The sequence below is a fragment of the Brevibacillus dissolubilis genome, assembly GCF_006170445.1.
GTDB classification, from domain to species: domain Bacteria; phylum Bacillota; class Bacilli; order Brevibacillales; family Brevibacillaceae; genus Brevibacillus_B; species Brevibacillus_B dissolubilis.
In genome coordinates, this window is the sequence record NZ_VCNA01000011.1 from 109,447 (window position 1) to 127,380 (window position 17,934).

16 protein-coding genes and 1 riboswitch are annotated in these 17,934 nt (G+C 52.8%); of the genes, 7 read left to right on the forward strand and 9 right to left on the reverse strand.

The window, feature by feature from the left end:
- Positions 1-116: 116 nt before the first annotated feature.
- From FGI41_RS19475 to FGI41_RS19490, 4 genes are all read right to left on the reverse strand, one after another.
- Positions 117-551, reverse strand: coding sequence for an SRPBCC family protein (locus tag FGI41_RS19475; protein ID WP_255298546.1), 435 nt, complete (start codon positions 549-551; stop codon positions 117-119).
- 44 nt (positions 552-595) lie between these two features.
- Positions 596-1,051: an SRPBCC family protein gene (locus FGI41_RS19480; RefSeq protein WP_139491994.1), complete on the reverse strand. Its 456-nt coding sequence runs from the start codon at positions 1,049-1,051 to the stop codon at positions 596-598.
- A gap of 172 nt (positions 1,052-1,223) precedes the next feature.
- Positions 1,224-1,973, reverse strand: a complete 750-nt coding sequence (locus FGI41_RS19485; RefSeq protein WP_139491995.1) for an N-acetylmuramoyl-L-alanine amidase family protein — start codon at positions 1,971-1,973, stop codon at positions 1,224-1,226.
- Between the two features lie 72 nt (positions 1,974-2,045).
- The gene (locus tag FGI41_RS19490) at positions 2,046-3,029 is read right to left on the reverse strand and encodes a peptidyl-prolyl cis-trans isomerase (protein WP_139491996.1); all 984 of its coding nucleotides are present in this window, start codon (positions 3,027-3,029) and stop codon (positions 2,046-2,048) included.
- Between the two features lie 195 nt (positions 3,030-3,224).
- Positions 3,225-3,340, forward strand: a riboswitch (SAM riboswitch).
- 83 nt (positions 3,341-3,423) lie between these two features.
- Between FGI41_RS19490 and FGI41_RS19495 the strand changes: the two genes are divergently transcribed.
- The 6 genes from FGI41_RS19495 (at position 3,424) to FGI41_RS19520 (ending at position 11,228) form a co-directional block, all read left to right on the forward strand.
- Positions 3,424-4,710, forward strand: coding sequence for a homocysteine synthase (locus FGI41_RS19495; RefSeq protein ID WP_139491997.1), 1,287 nt, complete (start codon positions 3,424-3,426; stop codon positions 4,708-4,710).
- A gap of 519 nt (positions 4,711-5,229) precedes the next feature.
- On the forward strand, positions 5,230-6,306 hold the full coding sequence (locus tag FGI41_RS19500) for an ArsR/SmtB family transcription factor (RefSeq protein ID WP_139491998.1): 1,077 nt from the start codon (positions 5,230-5,232) through the stop codon (positions 6,304-6,306).
- Complete coding sequence (locus FGI41_RS19505) at positions 6,296-7,627, forward strand: MFS transporter (protein WP_176560358.1); 1,332 nt, start codon at positions 6,296-6,298, stop codon at positions 7,625-7,627. The genes FGI41_RS19500 and FGI41_RS19505 overlap by 11 nt, the downstream gene beginning before the upstream one ends.
- 105 nt (positions 7,628-7,732) lie before the next feature.
- Positions 7,733-8,677 carry an AAA family ATPase gene (locus FGI41_RS19510; RefSeq protein WP_139492000.1) on the forward strand — a complete coding sequence of 315 codons (945 nt, stop codon included), beginning with the start codon at positions 7,733-7,735 and terminating at the stop codon, positions 8,675-8,677.
- Positions 8,674-9,930 carry a DUF58 domain-containing protein gene (locus FGI41_RS19515; RefSeq protein ID WP_139492001.1) on the forward strand — a complete coding sequence of 419 codons (1,257 nt, stop codon included), beginning with the start codon at positions 8,674-8,676 and terminating at the stop codon, positions 9,928-9,930. Before FGI41_RS19510 ends, FGI41_RS19515 begins: the two co-directional genes overlap by 4 nt.
- Entirely contained in the window at positions 9,927-11,228 is a 1,302-nt protein-coding gene (locus tag FGI41_RS19520; protein ID WP_139492002.1) for a DUF4129 domain-containing protein, read from the forward strand. Before FGI41_RS19515 ends, FGI41_RS19520 begins: the two co-directional genes overlap by 4 nt.
- Positions 11,229-11,265: 37 nt before the next feature.
- Here the strand turns inward: FGI41_RS19520 and FGI41_RS19525 are convergent, their stop codons facing one another.
- The gene (locus tag FGI41_RS19525) at positions 11,266-11,565 is read right to left on the reverse strand and encodes a hypothetical protein (RefSeq protein WP_139492003.1); all 300 of its coding nucleotides are present in this window, start codon (positions 11,563-11,565) and stop codon (positions 11,266-11,268) included.
- A gap of 179 nt (positions 11,566-11,744) precedes the next feature.
- On the opposite strand from FGI41_RS19525, the gene FGI41_RS19530 reads away from it, so the two are divergent.
- Positions 11,745-12,560 carry a DUF2935 domain-containing protein gene (locus FGI41_RS19530; RefSeq protein WP_139492004.1) on the forward strand — a complete coding sequence of 272 codons (816 nt, stop codon included), beginning with the start codon at positions 11,745-11,747 and terminating at the stop codon, positions 12,558-12,560.
- A gap of 81 nt (positions 12,561-12,641) precedes the next feature.
- Here the strand turns inward: FGI41_RS19530 and FGI41_RS19535 are convergent, their stop codons facing one another.
- From FGI41_RS19535 to FGI41_RS19550, 4 genes are all read right to left on the reverse strand, one after another.
- Positions 12,642-13,739, reverse strand: a complete 1,098-nt coding sequence (locus FGI41_RS19535) for a citrate synthase/methylcitrate synthase (RefSeq protein ID WP_139492005.1) — start codon at positions 13,737-13,739, stop codon at positions 12,642-12,644.
- A 162-nt stretch (positions 13,740-13,901) separates the two neighbouring features.
- Positions 13,902-14,801: a LysR family transcriptional regulator gene (locus FGI41_RS19540; protein WP_139492006.1), complete on the reverse strand. Its 900-nt coding sequence runs from the start codon at positions 14,799-14,801 to the stop codon at positions 13,902-13,904.
- An 83-nt stretch (positions 14,802-14,884) separates the two neighbouring features.
- Positions 14,885-16,558 (reverse strand): S8 family serine peptidase, encoded by a 1,674-nt coding sequence (locus FGI41_RS19545; protein WP_139492007.1) that lies wholly within the window; start codon positions 16,556-16,558, stop codon positions 14,885-14,887.
- Between the two features lie 212 nt (positions 16,559-16,770).
- Positions 16,771-17,877 carry an NAD(P)H-dependent flavin oxidoreductase gene (locus tag FGI41_RS19550; protein WP_139492008.1) on the reverse strand — a complete coding sequence of 369 codons (1,107 nt, stop codon included), beginning with the start codon at positions 17,875-17,877 and terminating at the stop codon, positions 16,771-16,773.
- Positions 17,878-17,934: the final 57 nt, after the last annotated feature.

The window sequence follows — 17,934 nt, forward strand, 5'->3', positions numbered from 1 at the left end:
AGTTGAGGGAAACATGTCAATATAAGAGAGGAAAGGTTGTCTGCTGGTATAATCGTATGGGTTCGAATACGTGGACAAAAAAAGAGCCCAAAGGCCCCTAAACCGTCTTTTGACAGTTACTTCACCAATCCTGCTCTCAAGGTTGTAATGCCGAATTCTACGTAAGCTTTTAAGCAGGTCAGCATATAGACCCAGCCTTCTTTGTTGTCGATCAGCTTAGGCAGCAGGTCTTCATCATCGTCACGAAAGCCCTCTTCGTTCACTACAATAATGGTACTCGCATGATCCGACTCTTCCAATGTAATCGTAACAAGATGCCGCTCCTCACCTTCCCCCCAATAGAACGCGATTCTATGGTTTGGCTCCACTTCGGCTACTTCTATATCAAATTGCGCATGATATTCTTCATAGCTCAATGTAACGGTCTTCCCTTGCTCCCATCTGGCCGAACTGGATGAGAACCAAAACTGTTTGATTTTTGCCGGGTCAACGAAGGCTTCAAATACTTCATGAGCTGGTTTTTCTATTTTCATTTTCGTAAGGTTGTTCACCAAAAATCAACTCTCTTTCCGATCTGATTATGATCCTTTCAGGCTTAGATGGAGATGGGCGGCAAGGTCTTTCCGGTTTCAAGAAGGCTTTTGAGGTTACTCAGAATGGCTGGCCATCCATTATTTAATCCCTCAAAGGTATCGTCCGAATCCATCAGGTCAGCAGGCAACAGATTCTCATGCGTAAGCGTTAATTTGACAGTCGATTCCATTGGCTTCAACTTAAAAGTAACCTGTGACGGTTGCTCGCGGTCGGTTTGATCTGCTACATAATTCCACGTAAAAGACAGGATGCGATGCGGCTCGCACTTTAGTATTGTTCCGTAATCGGTAACTTGTCCATTCCGCGAATAGGTAATGCTTGAACCCTCTTGCCAATCGGATTCGATTTTGCTTCCGAAGAAGTATTTTTCGGTAAAATCGCCGCTGGTCAAAGCTTCCCAGAGCTTTTCGGGGGTCGTAGCGATGTAGGTGACATAGACGAATGTCGTATCAGTCATATTGCTCCTCCTCACGTTTCTATTTTCGTTCACGCAATGCGTCTATCCGGTTGCATGGTATCGTTTACCTATTGATCAATTCTCCCAAAAACGCGGCAAAACACCCTGTATCACTTCCGAAAAAGCGATACAGGGTGTTTTTAGGAGTAGATGGTATCAGTTCCGTTAAATCTTAGAAACCCCACCAGTAAACGTGCATACCTTGAGCATATTGGGTAGCGAGGGATTGACGGAAAGTAGTGGTACCCAGTTTGCTAGCATCGGTTGGGTTGGTGATGAAACCAGTTTCACCGAGGATTGCTGGCATGTTGGTGTATTTCAGTACATAGAATTCAGCTGTTTTGATACCACGCAGAGTGGAGTAGGAAGCTTTCAGCTTGTTGTAAACAGCAGTAGCGAGGTTGAGACCGGTGGTGCTGCCTGGGTAGTAGTAAACTTCCAGACCGTTAGGGGTAGAAGTGCTGTAAGAGTTGATGTGCATGGAAGTGAAGAAGTTAGCACCTTTGCTGTTCGCGTAGGAAGCGCGAGCATCGAGGGATACATAAGTGTCAGAAGTACGGGTTTGGTATGGTGTGAAACCATAGTTAGCGGACATGTAGGATTTAGTGCGGTTAGCGATATCGAGAGTGAGGTCTGCTTCGCGGAGACCGTTACCTACTGCACCTGGGTCAGAACCACCGTGACCTGGGTCAAGTACTACGATTGGGTTTGCATCGGTAGTGATACCTTCTGCGTTGTTTTTCTCTTTGTCGTTTTTCGCTTTTTTCTCAGCGTCGAAGTTAGCTGGAGCTGGAGCAGCATCCCAGTTTGCTTCGTTTGCGATTTCTGGACCATTGTTTCCGCCTTTTTCAGCGAAAGCAGCGCCAGTTGCAGACAGCATGCTGAGAGCTACGAGTGAGGTTACGAGAGCACGTTTTTTCATTCTAAATCTCTCCTTTTTCTAATAAGTATTATCTATACGACACGCTAAGGCGTCTCGAATAGCGAGGGTTGGTTAACCCGCGAACAGAAGCTGTAAATTCTCAGGGAGGTCGTACCAAAAAGCAGCTAACTTACTGCGATCCATGTTTTCTCGGAACAATGCGTAAGGATGCTTGCCTTTCTGTTCTTCGAGCCATTGCTGCATGAAAGCAGCTTCTTTCTCCATCTGTACAGTCTTTTGGATTTTGCCGTAAACGTCTTCCAGCTTCTGTTGGAAAGGAAGGTCGATTCGCTCGACGTTTACCCAGAAAACCCACTGACCTGTATCATAGATGGGTCCGATGATTTGATTGGCTGGGAGTGTAAATACTTCTTTAGCTACCTTTGGCCCCATATGGGTGCTCAAATGGTTAAGCGACGTGAGTTCATGCCAACCTCCGGAGTGTCCTTCAAAGTCATTGTTGTATTTCTTTAAGAATTCCGGAAAATTCTTAGGTGCAACATTCTTAATTTCTTCCTGAATAGTCTGAATATCTTTTTTTGCCCGCAAGTATCGCACAGTGCGAAGCTCTGGTACAAAGAAAGCTTCCAGATTGTTTTGGTAATAGTTTCGAATTTCTTCATCCGAAACTGTTACATCCTTAGTAAGCAGGTTTTTCATGCGGTAGCCGGTGATGGAGCGTACGATGTTCTCTTTGCTGTCTTCCTCCGTCATGTGCATCTCCGCCAGCACTTTGGCCCGTTCTTCGGGTGTTGGGGCGATCTGGTTAAACCGCTCCATAAGCAGTTCATCGCTGACCGTAACCCCCATGGGCTTAGCATTGAGCATAACCAATTCTTCCTTGCTTCGCCGCTCAATCATGTCCCACTCTTCATCATCACTCGAAGGTCCATTCGGGAAGTAGATCGGTTTGATTCTTTCCCACTCGGACTTACGCAAAACCTCATTTCCAGAAACATACAGCAGTGGCTGATAGTAACGGGATGCCCACAGACACAACAGACCGATGAGAATCACCACTACACCTGTACCTGTAATCCAATGACGAGCTTTCATGACATCACCTTATGAGCAAGTGTTTTTGAGAATGTGTTTGTAATACATATATTACCACAACTATGTTCGGAATTTGAATAACCTTTTTAAAATTTTTGTATTTTATACACAAAGTTTATTAATCCGGTACATAAAGTTTACATTGACAACAACTTCCTGTCTTTTTTACAATGTAAAAAAAATCAATCGCTTACGTTTTCATCAAGAGAGGCGGAGGGACTGGCCCGACGAAGCCCGGCAACCGGCATGCAGAAGAGCAGCATGCAAGGTGCCAATTCCAGCAGAATCGACATGATTCTGGGAGATGATAGCGCGTATTGTTACGGTAGTTACGCCTTCTTCCTCTCGGGAGAAGGCTTTTTTTCATATCCGATCATAGCAGGGGGAATAAAGGATGACTGATCAACAATGGAGATTAGAGACCTTGGCACTACACGGTGGGCAGGAGCCTGATCCGGTGACGGGTTCACGGGCTGTACCGATCTATCAGACTTCTTCGTATGTGTTTGAGAGCACTGAACATGCAGCAAATTTGTTTGCGCTTAAAGAACAGGGAAATATTTACACGAGAATTATGAATCCGACACAGGATGTTTTTGAAAAACGGGTGGCTCTGCTCGAGGGTGGAGTGGGTGCCTTGGCTACCTCTTCTGGGCAGGCCGCAATCACCTTGGCGATCCTCAATATCGCAGGTAGCGGTGATGAGATTGTCGCTTCCAGCAGCTTGTACGGCGGTACATACAACCTATTGGCCCATACGCTTTCGAAGCTGGGGATTACCGTGCATTTCGTCAAGCAGGATGATCCGGCGAACTTCCGGGCCAAAATCAATGAAAAAACCAAAGCGCTGTTCTGCGAGACGCTGGGCAATCCACGCATCGACGTAGCTGATCTCTCGGCGATTGCTTCGATTGCACATGAGAATGGTCTGCCGCTGATCGTGGACAACACCTTCGCCTCCCCGATCCTGTGCCGTCCGTTCGAGCATGGGGCCGACATCGTGATCCACTCTACGACCAAGTTCATCGGTGGTCATGGCACGTCCATCGGCGGAATCATCGTCGACTCCGGGAATTTTGACTGGAATAACGGCAAGTTTCCAGGTCTCTCTACTCCAGATCCGACCTATCACGGCATTGTCTATACAGAAGCAGTGGGCAAGGCCGCCTATATCATCAAAGCACGCGTCCAGCTCCAGCGTGATATCGGTGCTGCTGTGGCTCCATTCAACTCGTTCCTCTTCCTGCAAGGATTGGAGACGCTGCACCTGCGGATGGAGCGTCACTCGCAGAATGCGCTTGCGGTGGCCCGCTATCTGGAGAAGCATCCTTCTATTGAATCCGTCAGCTATCCAGGTCTTGAAAGCAGCCCAGAGTATGACCGCGCCCAAAAATACCTGCCAAAAGGCCAAGGCGCGATCCTTACCTTCGAAATCCGCGGCGGGGTCAAGGAAGGCCGCAAGCTGATCGAATCCGTGAAGCTGTTCTCCCATCTCGCCAATGTGGGAGACTCCAAGTCGCTGATCATCCATCCGGCGAGCACCACCCATCAGCAGATGAAGGAGCAGGAACAGCGACTGGCAGGTGTCACGCCTGGTCTGATCCGAATCTCTGTCGGCACGGAGTCTATCGATGATATCCTCGAAGACCTCGATCAAGCACTCCAACAGGCTTTTGCCTAAAACCAAAAAAGAACCTGCTGCCTCTGCCAACTCTGGCGGACGCGGCGGGTTCTTTCTTTTTCTTTTATTTCTACGCGATTCTATTGGTACGCGAGCATCCCGTGTGTAACAGTAACTCGTTCGTGTCCCAACTCGGCTTGCAAGCTTCTTTCCATCTGAACTTGAACGTGGCTGATGTCTCTTTGGCAATACGGGCAAATCCACTCTCCGACTGTATCGCTTCCATATGAAACCTTTCTACAGCCGTCACATTTCTTTCCCAGCATCCGCTTCTCCCTCCACCGCACACTCTTTCTTGTGAAATTTTTTCTTGATGAGTGAAAAAAATCCTTACGAACACTATTTATATTACGGTATCCCTTTTCCTATGACAATGGACTGATCGTGTCGAATGAAGATCAGAATCCCGACAGGTTTTGCGGGAGTCTGGTCTTATTCTGATTATCGATTCGAAAAATATAGAATTAATCGTTCCGATGTTATAGAATGACATAAAATGGTTCAGGAGGCACTATCTCTATGAAAGTATTGGATATGACAAGCGGGCGGAGAAGCTATGAGGTACGGATTGAGCATTCGATTCTTTTCGAATGCGTGTTAGGAATCGCGGTCAGTACCTATACGGCTATCCAGGGATCACTGGAGCGGCCTGCTGACTACTGGTCGCAGCGCAGGGCTGCCTTGCCCGCATCATTGCAGGCCGAATTGGAGCTGGTAGAGCGGCACAATACGTGGAAAGCCTTGCTTCAGCTGTTGCATCAGAAGAGTTTCGAGGATATTCAACAGTTTTTGTTCTATATCCAAGAGTTGACGGCAAGTGACCTGCGCTATGGCTGCCTCCCCTATCTCGGGATGCCTTGGCAGGAGCTGCGCCGATTGGCAGCGGAAGGAAGCGTGGATGCGATGCAGGCTCTGCTGGATGAGGTGGCTGGGCATGCCTTTTTCCCTTCTCTCATCTCTTATGTCTGTCAGGTGGATGCGGATGAGCTGCGGCGTCATCTCTGTGATGTGACGGCGGGTTGGTACTCGGCAGTGACCGAAACTGAGCAGGAGCAGATTAGAGGCATCCTTGCGCGGGATGCCGGGGAGAAAATCGCGATGAAAGACAAGCTCCATCCAGAGGCATTGGTGGAATGGGCGACAGGTGGGCTTGCCTATGCACCGGAGCCTGCGGTGACACGGGTGCTGCTCATTCCGCATGTGACCTACCGTCCGTGGAACGTCCACGCGGAGATAGAGCAGACGAAGATTTTTTATTATCCGGTGGCCGATCACAATCTGGAGGCGGAGCCGGATGTCTATCGTCCTGCGCTCTCCTTGGTGCAGCGGTATAAGGCATTGGGGGATGAGCACCGCCTGCGGATCGTGAAGCTGTTGATGGAAAAGGAACGGACCTTACAGGAGCTGACCGAGCATCTGGATCTGGCCAAATCGACGATCCATCATCACCTCTCTCTGCTGCGCTCGGCTCAGCTGGTCGGGGTGACCGATGGGGTGTATGAGGTGAAAAAGGCGGGGCTTGCGACGATGGATGCGGAGCTGCGCCATTACTTGGAGCGGCAGGCGGCTTTGCGGGGTGGCGAGGATGAGCGATAGGCCGCAGACGGGTTCGATCGGCGGGGAACATACGCGGGTGCTTGGAAAACATATCGGCGGGGAGCGCTCCCTCTCCCTCTGGCGTAACCGTCCGTTCGTGATCCTGTGGGCGGGTGAGGCAGTGTCACAGCTAGGCGGGACGCTGGGGGTGCTGGTCTGCTCGGTCTGGTTGTATGAGCTGACTGGCTCTAAGGAAGCGATCGGCGGGTTTTGGCTGCTGTATCTGCTCCCCTCGCTTCTGCTGCAGCTGGTGATCGGGCCGTATCTTGACCGCTGGGACCGCAGGTGGGTGATGGTCATCTCCCAATGGTTACGGGCGGCGGCTTTTGTGCTTCCTCTGGTGCTGATATGTCTGGGTGTCCAGGAAGCGTGGCCTGTCTATGCGGTGGCGCTGGTGAACGGGTTGGTGCAGCCACTGTATGTGCCTTCTGCTATGGCCCTTTTGCCGATGCTGTTGGAAAAAGACCACTTGATTCAAGCCAATGCGTGGATCGATGCCACCTCGCGGCTGATGATGGTGCTTGGGCCGCCTGTTGGCGGGATGTTGGTTACGGTCGTGCCGGTACAGGCTGTCTTTTTGTTCGTGGCGATGGCCTATGCGGCAAGCGGGGGATGTCTGCTGCTGATAAAAGGCGGGAAGCCGGCTACACTCCCTCCTAAAGAAACGTGGGTACAGCAATTCACCGCCGGACTGATCTATTTCCGCAGACAGCGTGTGCTGTTCTGGCTGGGGATGTTTCTCGCCTCGGTACAGCTGGCGGTCGGGGTGACGATGGTATTGAATCAGCCGTATGTGCGGGACGAGCTGGGCGGTGATTCGTTTCAATACGGAGTGTTCATCGCGGGGTTTCCCTTGGGGTACTTCTTCGGTTCGCTGTTGGTCGGACGGCTGGGTGATCGGTGGGATCGGCGGTACATGATGCTGGGGTCGCTGGTGATCGGTGGCAGTACCTTTATCCTACTTGGGCTGGTGACACAGATGTGGGTGGCGGTAGCACTGGAGATTCTCTCAGGAATGACTGCGCCGTTTTTTCATATCCATAGTACCAGTATCTATCAGCGGACCGTGCCCAACGAGCTGCTGGGTCGGGTCTTGTCTGTGCGGCTGTTGATCATCCGTAGTGTGATGCCGCTCGGGAATCTGGTAAGCCTCCCGCTGGCAGAGTGGTTCGGGGTGCGCATGGTGTTCGTCCTGATCGGGGTGATCATCTGTACGGTGTCGCTTGCGGGGATGCTGCTGCCTGTCTTTCGGTTTTTGTCCGATGAACTGTCAGATGATGATGCGCCAAGCGGTCTATCAGCATCTCGGGCTACTCATTAGAATGCGCCGCAATCGACCCGCCCCTACTTACATAATGGGAATCTTTGATTATACTAGAAGGATATCTCTATCCCTACATTTATCTTTCTATAAAGGAGCGTTTCCATGCCTCAATCCAAGGTTCAGAGCCTGCTAGATACAATCAACCGTGTTATTGTCGGAAAAGAACAACAAGTCCGTCTTTTGGTGGCTGGACTGCTTGCGCGTGGTCATGTGCTGCTAGAAGACCTGCCGGGTATGGGCAAAACCGTACTCGCTAAGACACTGGCACAGTCTGTCGGCGGGACGTTCTCGCGGATTCAGTTCACCTCTGATCTGTTGCCGTCTGATGTGGTCGGTCTGCATTATTTTAATCCGAAGACAAGTGAGTTTGAGCTAAGACGCGGCCCTGCTTTTGCCGATGTGCTGCTGGCCGATGAGATCAACCGCGCTACCCCGCGTACCCAGTCTGGTCTGTTGGAAGCGATGGAAGAGCGCCAGGTGACGATTGAAGGGATTACGCTGGAGTTGCCGCAGACATTTTTTACGATTGCAACACAGAACCCGATCGAGTCAGAAGGGACGTATCCGTTGCCGGAAGCGCAGTTGGACCGCTTTTTGTTCCGTCTGTCGCTGGGTTATGGCTCACGGGAGGATGCGCGTGAGATGATGCGCCGCTTCCGTACCGATACTCCGCTGGAAAAAGTAGAGCCGGTGATCAACACGGGTGAACTTGTTCAGATGCAACAGGCGGTACGTGAGGTGCATGTGAGTGAAGCCGTGGAGAATTATATCATCGATCTGACCGAAGCCTCTCGGGCGCATAAAGCCGTCCAAGTCGGAATCAGCCCGCGTGCGATGCTCTCGATGGTGCGGGCCGCCCAAGCGATGGCGTATATCGCGGGAAGGTCGTTCGTACTGCCTGATGATGTAAAAGAGATCGTACCCGCCCTGTTCGCTCACCGAATCGTCCTGACGATGGAGGCAGAGCTTCATGTGCTGGAGCATGAGGTGGTGGATGAAATCCTGCGGAGCGTGCCTGCTCCTGTCGAAGAGGGCGCGCGCGGATGATGAACACGTATACCGCATTTCGCCTGCTCGGCGCACTGTTTTTGTTCTATGCGCTGGTGTCTGGCTCGTGGTTTCTCTGGCTGTTCGGGGGATTCTTCTTTTTCCTGCTGGCTGTTCATCGGTGGTGGTCACCCCGAATCCCCCACTATGTGAGCGTCTCCCTCTCCGCTGAGATGACGCGCGTGATGCCCCATACGCCTGTCGAGATCCGGGTGACGATGCAGAACCGTTCGTGGTTGCCGCTGGCTTTTGCCCGTGTAAGCTTTTCCCTGCCAGAGTCGGTGCAGGTGGAAGGAGCAGATGAGGTGAAATGGATCAATAAGCGCAACTACGTACAACTGGTCATGCAACTCCCCCGCCGCGCGCAGGTGGAGCGTACTTTGACCCTGATTCCGCAGAAGCGCGGGGTGATCTGGCTGACCGAGATGAGCACGGAGATCCTAGGGCCGTACGCCACAGAGGTCAGCAGGCATGATATCCAAGCCGAGCTGTCACTGTTGGTCTATCCCGAGGTGCAGGCGGTTCCTCCACTCTCGGTCGGGCATACACAGCCACAAGGCAACCGCTTGTCCGCCCAACGTCTGCAGGATGATGTCACCTTCATGCGCGGGATTCGTCCATATGCGGCGGGAGACAGGCTGAAGCATATCGACTGGAAAGCAAGCGCCAAGACACGAGAGTTGCAGACACGCCAGTTTGAATATACGGCGTATGCCAATTGGGTGATCGTCGGGCACATCCTGCCTTCCTATGACGCGCGGACGCAGACCAGCAATGATACCATCAATGAAAAGACAATCTCCCTGATCGCCTCACTCGCCACCCGGTGCCGCCGGGACAATCAGATGTACGAACTGCTCCTCAACGTCAAACAGCGTGGAAAAGAGTGGTTTCATCTGGCCCAGGGCAACAGCAAGGCACACCATGTGCAGGTGATGACGCATCTGGCGAAGTTGCATCAGTACTTGCCTACTTCTTTTGTCGTGTTGCTTAGGCGGCTTACACATTCCTGCGAAAAATCTGCGTGGGTGATCGTCACGCCCCGGCTGGATGAGGAAGTGCTTGCGGAAGCGGGGATGCTGGCTCGGCGTGGGCATGCAGTGATCGTATTTGACACTTCGGAAGACAATCCGATGCCACGCCGGATCACGCCGCAGATGGGTGGCGGGGCGAGACAGCTTGCCCAAGAGAACATGGGAACGACGCCATCGATCGCCAGAGGCTTGGCTCACAAGGAGGTGCGTCGCATATGAGATGGGATCAGTCCCTGCGCTGGATGTTGATGCTCTCGCTGGAGGCACATCTCGGAGTAGCACTTTTGGTCTTGCTCGGCTTTCTCTCTGCTGATTTTGGGACGATGCTGGCTTTGGCGGTTGGCGGCTCTCTTCTACTTGCTCTGGGTGGATGGCTGTATCAAGGCGGCGGCCGGAGCATGGTGCTGGTGGTGATGCTGTATCCGCTCGTAGCGGTGGTCGGGCTTGTCAGCTATCTGTTGGTTGGTTCCGCTCTGGTGGCGGTCGTATTGGCTGGTCTGTTCTACTGGCGGATCATGACGGTTGTGCCGTTGCAGTTGTACGACTATGATTATCTGCGCCGTTTTTTCAGTACGGCCGTGGTGTATGGCGCGACTCTGGCCATCATGGCATTCTCAGATAAGGGGCATACGGCGGATGTGTTCGGGATGCTGGCGGTATTGGTCGGCTGGTATGCACTGGTCGGGTACGGAGAGTATCTGACACGGGAGCTTCCCTCCGGTATGTCGGTGGATCAACGGATGCTGGCGAGGCTGACGTGGCAACAGGCACAGGTACAGCTTGGCCTCACCGCTCTCTATGCACTCGCGGGCAGTCTGGTGCTGGGTGTCCTCTGGGGCGTCTGGCTTCTGCTTCAAGACCCTGCCAAAGCAGTCGCCTCCTATATCTTCACCCCGCTGTTTCAGTTACTCGAAGGCGGGCTTGCTCAGTTGACCGAGAAGACCAGCCAGAATAAAAAAGTCCAAGACCTGCTTCAACCCGGCGGTTCTGATCATCCCGGCGCAGACGGCTCTCTCGCGGACGGCCCTTCTCTCGCTACACTGGCGATGCCTTATATCACGGGTGGTCTGGTGCTGATTGCAGTGCTCGCGATTAGCTGGTGGATCTGGAAAAGACGGAACATGTCCCAGATCGATGCCCCGCCTGCACCTGTCACCACAGCCGCTCCTGCTCAAGTAAGCGTGATTCATCCTGCCGATACAGGCTCTGACGGACAGAGCGACCAACTGCGATCACTTGAAACCAAGTGGAGCGTGCCAAAAGACGATCCGGTTCGCCACACTTACTACCTTTTTCTTCGCTATATGGCGGGACAGGGGCTTGTCATTGAGCCGGATGAGACCAGTCAGGAGTTCTTGCGAAGAGTCCGTGCTGTGTGGACGGATGCGGCAAGAATCTTGCTGGCAGAGAGCATTACGCGGGTGTATGAACAGCACCGATATGGACAAGGCGGTATAAAGCAGGAAGATATAGCGCAGCTGCTAGAAGACTTCCACGCCCTAGAATCCGCTCCATAGAGATCGTAAGCACGCATAAAAGAAGACCATCCCGCTGTCACACTGGCGGCTGATGGTCTTTTTTGGTCTTGCGTACGAGGCATTGATTTCTCAACACGGATTTGAGGTATGCATCCAGTTCTTTTTCTCCTGCATACTGGTACTGCTCCAGTTCCGCAAGCGGCAACTCGATCTCCATTTTGCTGTGAACGGCTTTTTCGCCTTCCAGCCTGAATCCAAGCTTGGTCAGCAGGGCGTCCCTTTGCTGTTCCCGTGTCTGTTGCTGTTCCTGTGTCTGTTGCTGTTCGCGCTGCCGTTCCTGTCCTTCCTTTGCAACCGAATCTGGCCGTTCTATCATCTGCTCGACCTCCTTTCTCCATGCGGACGATGCCCATACCCACGCCCAGACGCTTCGGCTCATCTCGTCGCCTTTTCCCCCATCGTATCACACCTCCCGCAATTTTTTTACCTGATCTGTGACTCAACTAGGCATAGGCACATATCTTGGGGATGTAGAAATAAGGAGGGAAGACACCCGTGAGCACAGGCAATTTTGTTGAAGCCGCTTTGTTTGAACATCGTTTTTGGTTGCAGGTGATGGGGGATCATGGCCGGTTTATTCTGGAGACCGTTTCCCCAAAAGAAATGGAGATCGCCAAGCGCGCCCAGTATTTTGTGTTTGTATTCGATCATCTATTGGCACAGTCCCGTCAACCACTCTCCGCGGGTGAGCTGTCCACGGTGACCCAACAAGCCAATTACTATACCGCCGAGATCCGCCAATTCAAGCTGGATCTGCTCGCCATGCATCTTCGTTCAGAGATTGCGATCGGTTTGACACCGACTTTCTTTAATCATATGGTCAATGAAGCTGAGGAGTATCTGCGTGTCCTTGGGTTCCTGCTGGCAGGCGAGGTACCGCCGCCATGCCATCCGTTGCATTATCACCTGCTCTGGCTGCCAGACTCGGTCGGTCACGCTGCGGGGATTGCCGATAATCTCGACCCTGTAGAGAAGAAGCTGAAGAAAAAACTCATGGAGTATATGAAGCAGTTCGAAGTGTTCTTCATCAAAGCAACGGAAATGGCGGGGTATCTGCGCACCAACATCAGCCAATTCCCTGCCCTGAGCCGTTTTAACACCGATGTCGAGCTGGAGATGAAACTGTTCACTAGCTTCCTCAAGGAAATCGAAGAACTGGAGCTGGACGAAAAAGTCCTGGCACGACTCAACGCCCTGATGCCGGATCACATGGCCCGCGAGCAATGCTACTATCTGATCAAGCTGTCTGAGGTCTCCATCGTCGAGCCGCTCGAAGGCTGTGATCCGACCAAGCCACGCACGATGGAATAGAGGCTACAGTCAGTCAAAAAAAGAGTACCTCCTTCGCCGGATGACCAGCGAAGCGGGTACTCTTTTGCATGTGATTGTATGTTACTCAGGCATTGGGCCGGTATACTCGGAGCCTGGACGGATGATGCGGTTGTTCTCAGCCTGCTCCAGTGCATGGGCGCACCAGCCGACAGTACGGCTCATCGCGAAAGTCGGGCTGAAGATAGAATCATCAAGACCGACTGCACGCATGACCGCTGCCGCGTAGAATTCTACGTTCGGGTAGAGCTTGCGGCCTGGTTTGTATTCATCAAGCAGCTTAACACCGAGGTCTTCGATATGGGTCGCAAGGTCAAACCATGGATCTTCTCCAGTCAAGGAAGAGGCTACGACGCGAAGTGCTGTCGCGCGCGGGTCAATGGTTTTGTAGACACGGTGTCCGAAGCCCATCAGACGCTCACCGCGTTCGAGTGCGCCGCGGAGCCAAGGCTCTGCATTTTCCTTCGTGCCGATCGCTTCGATCATCTCGGTTACCTCAGAAGGTGCTCCACCGTGTAGCGGGCCTTTCAGTGCGCCGATGGCAGCGGTTACAGCAGAGACCAGATCAGAGCGGGTCGAGGATACGACGCGACAAGTGAAGGTAGAAGCATTCATCCCGTGCTCTTGTGTCAGGATCAGGTACGCATCAAGCGCGCGCACATGTGCCGGATTTGGCTCTGTGCCTTTGAGCATGTAGAGGTAGTTGGCGGTGTGGCCCAAATCGGTACGAGGAGCCAGTGGTTCGCGCCCTTCTACGCGTGCAACACGGTGAGCGATAATCGTCGGTACTTTGGCAGTAAGAGAGATCACCTGATCCATTGTCGGCGGCCAATCATGACCAGGGGTACCCAGAGCAGATACGCCTGTACGAAGCGCACTCATCAGGTCGACATCTGCCGGGAGCGAGTCGATAATCGCTTTGACATGTGCAGGAAGTTCACGCTCCGCCTTGAGCTTGGCGTCCAGCTCAGCAAGCTCTTGCTCACTTGGCAGATGACCGTACCACAGGAGGTGTGCCACCTCTTCAAATGTGTTGTTAATCGCCAGATCGCGTGCCCAGTGACCACGGTATACCAACAAGCCGTTCAAACCGTCCACCAAGCTCAGTTTTGATTCAGCAACAACGATACCTTCCAGACCGATCGCAAGAATTTTTTCCATAAAACGTTCACTCCTTTCTCTTGACTTTAGTATAACCATGAACTTCTAAAAGCGGAAATAAAATAAATCGACGTGTTTGATTATGATTCATAATCAATGGAGCACATTTTCATTCATGCTTTTCCTGGGAAATGTTCAGTTGAACTTTTCAGACAACGTAGGTTAATACACCTGTGGCAAAGGCGGGTATAAGCTGGACAGGATATCGTTAAAGCGCTGGGCAGCCGGACTCGTGTTGATTTTTGGCGTGACCAGATAAGACGCTACCTTGGGCAGTTCCAGACCAGGAGTGGGCAGCTCCATGAATCGGTTCTCGAACAACTCACGGCTGATCGAAGAACGCGGCAAAAAGGAAACCCCCAGCCCTTCCTCAATGAAGCGCTTGGTCACATCCACATGGGAGACGGCCATGGTGCGCAGGACAAAACCGCGCTGGCGCAAAGCAATCAACAGCTGATCCCAATACACCGGATGATTATGAGTCAGCAGGCGGTTGTTCGTCAACTCACTCTCCCAATCAGGCAGCGGTGCATCTATATCCCCTCCATTGTGCGGGACAGCGAAGACGACCGGGTCTGTCTTGATCAGATAGGCGGACAGCTGAAAATTACGCGGGATCATCCGCGACAGACCGAGGTCTGCCTGTCCGCTCTCTACCATGGAGCCGATGTTGGCGGAGTCGGTAATCAGGATCGAAATGTCTACTTCTGGGTCTTGTTTGGTGTATCGGTGCATGAGGCTGGGCAACGACGTACGGGCAATCATGGGAGAGACGGCCAGACGAAGTGTCTCCCGATAGCCTTGTCGCCAAGAGACCATATCCTCCATCCCAGCCTGCCACGTATTGAGCAGATCCTTGGCATAGGTGAGAAAACGTTTGCCGGCGGGCGTCAGCTTGACCCGTTTGCCGCTTCGGGTGAACAGCTCCATCCCCAGCTCTTTTTCCAGCAGACGGATATGCTGGGTCACAGTCGGTTGGGCGATGAACAGCGCTTCTGCGGTCTGGTGAAAATTCTCGTAGCTGGCGGCCACCAAGAAGGTCTGTAGGATTTTCAGATCGATAGAAGATCACCTCGGTTCATAGGGAAACCTCGTCTGTATCGGCACGGACGAGGTTTCTTACTCTTATCTTCTATTCTAATTGATTAGTAGCTAACTTTCACTTGATGAATCCAAACTTTGTCAGTCGGAGCATCTATGGACTCATCCTTGAGGTAGCGGAACTCCAGCGTATGCTTGCCTGCTGTAAGCTCTCGCGCCGGAGCAGCGGTCTTGGAGACATCACCAGATGTACGCAGGATCAGACTGCCGTCGAGATAGACTTCGAGGAAATCAGCCCCGGACTCGGTCGCAAGCTCATAGTCGAAGCTAAGCACCGCCCCGTCTTTTACCTCAAACATCGCGGCAGTGGACGTCACACCATTGTCGCTGATCCCGCCGGATTCCAGGATCGGCTCCCCGATCAGATTGGCACCTGCGTATGACCAGTCTCCGTAAAAATCAGTACCGTGGAGAACGGTTGTCTCTTCGATCACAGGTACCACCGGGAGCATCTCGGACGTCAACTGCACCAGCCCGCTGCCGTACTCGTCGTCTCTGCCTGCTGCCCCGAGATCAAGCGCTTGTTCTTTCATTTTTTTCACCAAAAGGGATGCTGGATAGTGCGGGTAGGCGCTTTTCAGCAGGCCGAACGCCCCTGCGGCATTGGCGACCGCATTGGAAGTACCACCGAACGGTTCATAGGTCGGGACGCCATCATAGGTGACTGGAGCGATCGTATCGGTCGGAGCGACAAAATCAAGCTGTGGTCCATAGCTGGAGTAGACGACACGGGTAAGCTCTGGGCTGACCGCACCGACAGAGACCGTAGCCGTGTAGCGTGCGGGCCAGACGAGACCACCATCCCAGCCTGGTCTTGGCTTGGCTGGATCGGCATAGTTGCCTGCCGCCGCTACCATAGTTAAGCCGCTTTGGTAGGCGCGGATGACAGCCGCTTCGAGTGCGGAATTGTATTCTTTCAGCGAAATATTGAAGGTGACGATATCGATTCCGTTGTTCAGGCAGTATTCGAGTCCGCTGATCACATCGGTGACGGTTAGTTTGGCATCATCGCTGTGGATCTTGAGATTGGTAAAATTCGCACCATAGGAAGCGCCATAGACGCGGTCTGGATAGTTGGGTGCGACATTGTCGGCGATCATCGCCATCACTCCGATGGTTGCCGTACCGTGGCTGTACAAGGGCCAGTCGTAGCGGTTGGTAGCCAATGGGCTGATCAGCACATGCTTGATCTCATCCGTATTGATGGCGGGATGGTCGTTGAGTCCCGTATCCGCTGCGGCAATCTCAACGCCTTTTCCGGTGTAGCCTGCCTGCCAGAATGTACGCAGACGCATCGCATCCGTGCCCCAGTCTGGTTTGGTCGGGTCAAAGAACGGCACTTGCTCCTCAGGCTCGTCCAGCATGATCTGTTCGACTTGTGGATGACGCTCCAGCTTGGCTGCCGCTTTGGCGTCGAGGGAGACGCTTATGTATTCTGGGATGAGTTCGAAAGTTTTGATAATTTTACCGCCGGCTTGTTGGATTTCGTGGGAAAAGGATGCGGCTTTGGCGGCTTTTTTGCCTTGCGAACGGAATTTGACCAAGTATTGCTTGGTGTCGGATTGCTTCTCTGTCTGTCCGGCGGATGTGGCTTGTCCTGTTGTGGATGGTTGGAACTGCTGGTCTGCCGTCTTCGCACTGGCACCATCAGTCAGTACGGCGGCATGACCTGCTGTGACCAGACTGGTGGCTAAAGCGAGGTGTACCATTTTTTTCATTTGAAAAGACCCCCTATTTATCTAATACATGTTACAAATGAATAATATCATTATTCATAATTTTCTTTCATTTATATTTACTTAATTATTGTTTATTTTTACAGTTTTTCTAAAAAACAAAACACCTTCCTGCTCTGGCGCGGGTTACTCGGCACGTCCGAGATCCTGTTTTTTGAGCAGTAAGGTGTTTTCTCTTTTCCGTTTTCTCTTGGTTATCCCTGCAAAGCTTGAATACGCCGTGCTGCCACTTGGGCCTCGCGCATGATGGTCTCGACGATCTCGCGTGCTGGTTCTGGCTCGCGGAGCTGGGCGACACCTTGGCCTGCCCAGAGAGACATATAGTTGGCATCACCGCGACGGGCTGCAGCTTGGCGGATTTCGCGGGTCAGCGCGTTTTGGATCGGGTATGGCAAGGCGGACAGCTCGGCTTGAGCGAACGAATCCAGCATCCGGTTGGAGAGACCGCGTGCCGGACGCCCGGAGAAGGCACGGGTGATGGCAGGCTCCGTCTCTTTGGCTTCCAGTAACCGGGCTTTGTAGCTGGCATGGGCGGTGCTTTCCTCGCAGGCGAGAAATCTCGTACCCAGCTGTACCGCGTCTGCTCCCAGTGAAAGTGCGGCGACCATCCCGCGTCCGTCCATGATGCCACCAGCGGCGATAATCGGCAGGTCTGGCAGCGCCTCGCTTACCAGTCCGACAAGTGGCAGGGTTCCGATGCAGGCCCCGTTATCCTTTTTCCCGACCTGATAGGTTCCACGGTGTCCGCCTGCCTCTCCCCCTTGGGCGACGATGGCATCTACGCCTTGCGCTTGCAGAGCTAGTGCTTCGTCCAGAGTTGTCGCCATGCCGATCAGCTTCATCCCGCGCTCCCGGGCGATCGTCCCGTACTGATTCGGCAGAGAAAATGCACAGCTAAACACTGGCACACCTTCATCGAGGATCACCTGAAAGCAGTCGTCCAGATCATCGACAACGGTCGGCAACTCACCATTCCATGCTTCCAGACCGACTTCGTGACGCATCTGGTTGAGCCACTGTACCAGCTCGTCAGACACCACTGGAGTCTCGGTCAGAGTAGAAGCATCGTACAGCAACAGATTGACGGCAAAAGGCTTCGTCGTCAGCTCCTGAATCCGGCGAATCGCTTGGCGCAAGGCATCTGCTGACATGTAAGCGCCGCCCAAGGTACCCAGCCCACCAGCCTCAGATACCGCTGCGACCAGCTCCGGTGAGGTGATATTACCTGCCATGCCCGCGAGGACGATTGGTTTTTCGATACCGAACTGCTCACAAAAACGAGTTGTAAACGGAGATTTCATTCACTGCCACTCCTTTTTATCAGTACGTCTGTTTAGAGAAGGCTTATCTCATGCTCA

What these genes read in the sequence shown, in the direction of transcription:
- FGI41_RS19480 (WP_139491994.1), bottom strand. Translation starts at nt 1,051, where the DNA reads ATGACTGATACGACATTCGTCTATGTCACCTACATCGCTACGACCCCC.
- FGI41_RS19485 (WP_139491995.1), bottom strand. Translation starts at nt 1,973, where the DNA reads ATGAAAAAACGTGCTCTCGTAACCTCACTCGTAGCTCTCAGCATGCTG.
- FGI41_RS19490 (WP_139491996.1), bottom strand. Translation starts at nt 3,029, where the DNA reads ATGAAAGCTCGTCATTGGATTACAGGTACAGGTGTAGTGGTGATTCTC.
- FGI41_RS19495 (WP_139491997.1), top strand. Translation starts at nt 3,424, where the DNA reads ATGACTGATCAACAATGGAGATTAGAGACCTTGGCACTACACGGTGGG.
- FGI41_RS19500 (WP_139491998.1), top strand. Translation starts at nt 5,230, where the DNA reads ATGAAAGTATTGGATATGACAAGCGGGCGGAGAAGCTATGAGGTACGG.
- FGI41_RS19505 (WP_176560358.1), top strand. Translation starts at nt 6,296, where the DNA reads ATGAGCGATAGGCCGCAGACGGGTTCGATCGGCGGGGAACATACGCGG.
- FGI41_RS19510 (WP_139492000.1), top strand. Translation starts at nt 7,733, where the DNA reads ATGCCTCAATCCAAGGTTCAGAGCCTGCTAGATACAATCAACCGTGTT.
- FGI41_RS19515 (WP_139492001.1), top strand. Translation starts at nt 8,674, where the DNA reads ATGATGAACACGTATACCGCATTTCGCCTGCTCGGCGCACTGTTTTTG.
- FGI41_RS19520 (WP_139492002.1), top strand. Translation starts at nt 9,927, where the DNA reads ATGAGATGGGATCAGTCCCTGCGCTGGATGTTGATGCTCTCGCTGGAG.
- FGI41_RS19525 (WP_139492003.1), bottom strand. Translation starts at nt 11,565, where the DNA reads ATGATAGAACGGCCAGATTCGGTTGCAAAGGAAGGACAGGAACGGCAG.
- FGI41_RS19535 (WP_139492005.1), bottom strand. Translation starts at nt 13,739, where the DNA reads ATGGAAAAAATTCTTGCGATCGGTCTGGAAGGTATCGTTGTTGCTGAA.
- FGI41_RS19545 (WP_139492007.1), bottom strand. Translation starts at nt 16,558, where the DNA reads ATGAAAAAAATGGTACACCTCGCTTTAGCCACCAGTCTGGTCACAGCA.
- FGI41_RS19550 (WP_139492008.1), bottom strand. Translation starts at nt 17,877, where the DNA reads ATGAAATCTCCGTTTACAACTCGTTTTTGTGAGCAGTTCGGTATCGAA.